Raw genomic sequence first — 2,065 nt, forward strand, 5'->3', positions numbered from 1 at the left:
CGCGCCCCTGGCTTCTGGCCGGGGGGCTGAGCGCGGAAAATGTGGGGCAGGCCCTGAGCCGGTGTTCGCCCGATGGACTGGATTTCAATTCCGGCGTGGAGGACGCGCCGGGACAGAAAAATGCGCAAAAGCTGGCGGCCGCTCTGGCGGTAGCCGCAAAACAGAAAGGCAATAGGTATTTGTCATGAAGAACAGATATTTTGGTGAGTTCGGCGGCTGCTTTGTACCCGAATTGCTCATGCCGCCGCTGATGGAAGTGGAGGCCGCCATGCGCGACATCTACCCCACGGAAGCGTTCCAGGCTGAACTGGAAGACCTTCTGCGCAATTATGCCGGTCGTGAGACGCCGTTGACCCATTGTCCCACCCTGTCGCGGGAACTGGGTTTTGACCTCTGGCTCAAGCGTGAGGACCTGCTGCATACGGGTGCGCACAAAATCAACAATACCCTGGGGCAGGCCCTGCTTGCCAGATATATGGGCAAGACGGCCCTGGTGGCCGAAACCGGGGCCGGGCAGCACGGTGTTGCCACGGCTGCTTCCGCGGCCCGTCTGGGGCTGGAATGCACCATCTATATGGGGGCGGAAGACGTGGAGCGGCAAGCTCCCAACGTCATGCGCATGAAGCTGCTCGGCGCCACCGTGCACGCGGTGGAAAGCGGCACGCGCACCCTCAAGGACGCCATTAACGAAGCCCTGCGCGCCTGGATAGGCAGCCAGAAAACAACCCATTACTGTTTTGGCACGGCTGCGGGGCCGCATCCTTTTCCGCTGCTGGTGCGCGAACTGCAAAGCGTCATAGGCCGTGAAACGCGCGCCCAGATGATGGAAAAAACCGGCCAGCTTCCTGATGCCATCGTGGCCTGCGTGGGAGGCGGATCCAATGCCATCGGCATGTTTCATCCTTTTCTCGATGATGAAAAGGTGCGCATTGTGGGCGTGGAGGCGGCAGGAACCGGCGAGCCGGGCTGCTTCAATTCCGCGCCGCTCAATCTTGGGGTTCCCGGCGTGCTGCACGGTGCGTACAGCATGCTTTTGCAGAATAATGACGGTCAGGTGGAACCTTCGCACTCCATTTCCGCCGGCCTGGATTATCCGGGCGTTGGCCCCGAGCATTCCTGGTTGCACAAGACGGGTCGCGTCCATTACGGCATGGTCAAAGACGCCAATGCGCTTGCGGCCTTTCAGCGGCTTTGCCGCGCCGAGGGCATTTTGCCCGCCCTGGAATCCTCACACGCACTGGCATGGGTGCTGGACCATCCGCATGAGTTCAAGCCCGGCCAGCAGGTGGTGGTCAACCTTTCGGGCCGAGGCGACAAGGATCTCGGTATTATCAACAAAGCCCTGGGCTTTGCCCGGGAGCAGGACGAGGTGTAGTCATGAACCTGCTTGAAGACAAGATACGCAAGGCCAATGCCGCCGGACGCCCGGCCCTTATTCCCTTTTTGACCGCAGGCTTTCCCGACGGCGCAACATTCTGGCCCACAGTGATGGAACTGGATGAAAACGGGGCCGATGTCATTGAAATAGGCGTGCCGTTTTCCGATCCCGTTGCCGACGGCCCGGTGGTGGAAGAGGCTTCGCGGCGGGCGCTCAGTGACGGGGTAAGCCTGCGTGGCATTCTTACGGAACTTGCCGAGCGCAAGGGCCTTGTCAAAGCCGGGATTGTGCTCATGGGCTATCTGAATCCCTTTTTGCAGTACGGTTACGAAAAACTGGCGCACGATGCGGCCAGAGGCGGCGTGCATGGCTTTATTGTTCCTGACCTGCCGTATGAAGAGTCCGGCCCGCTGCGCAGCGCCCTGAAAAAAGAGGGCATCGCCCTTATCCCGCTGGTGGGGCCAAATACCAGCGCCGAGCGCATGGCTCTGTACGCCGGGGAAGGCGAGGGCTACGTTTATGTGGTTTCGGTCATGGGCATTACCGGGGAAAGGGCGGACGTGGCTCCGCAGGTGGCCGATACCATGCGCCGGGCGCGTTCTGTTTTCCGTCTTCCCCTGGCCTTGGGCTTCGGCCTGCGTGAGCCGGGGCAGATCAAGGAACTGCCGCAGGACGCCAGGCCCGACG

General features: G+C 61.3%; 2 protein-coding genes and 1 pseudogene. All 3 read left to right on the forward strand.

Translation table 11 applies throughout. The annotated features are described in order from the left end of the window. A pseudogene (locus tag V6C07_RS12085) lies at window positions 1-188 on the forward strand (phosphoribosylanthranilate isomerase); the annotation flags it as partial. Continuing rightward, window positions 185-1,375 (forward strand): tryptophan synthase subunit beta, encoded by a 1,191-nt coding sequence (trpB, locus tag V6C07_RS12090; protein ID WP_333536730.1) that lies wholly within the window; start codon window positions 185-187, stop codon window positions 1,373-1,375. The pseudogene V6C07_RS12085 and the gene trpB, both read left to right, overlap by 4 nt. Before the next feature lie 2 nt (window positions 1,376-1,377). Then, on the forward strand, window positions 1,378-2,065 hold a 688-nt coding region (trpA, locus tag V6C07_RS12095), incomplete at its 3' end, for a tryptophan synthase subunit alpha (protein ID WP_333536731.1).

The organism is Desulfovibrio sp. 1214_IL3152, from assembly GCF_036763055.1.
Taxonomy (GTDB): domain Bacteria; phylum Desulfobacterota; class Desulfovibrionia; order Desulfovibrionales; family Desulfovibrionaceae; genus Desulfovibrio.

Coding starts and splice junctions, on each gene's coding strand:
- trpB (WP_333536730.1), top strand. CDS start 185: ATGAAGAACAGATATTTTGGTGAGTTCGGCGGCTGCTTTGTACCCGAA.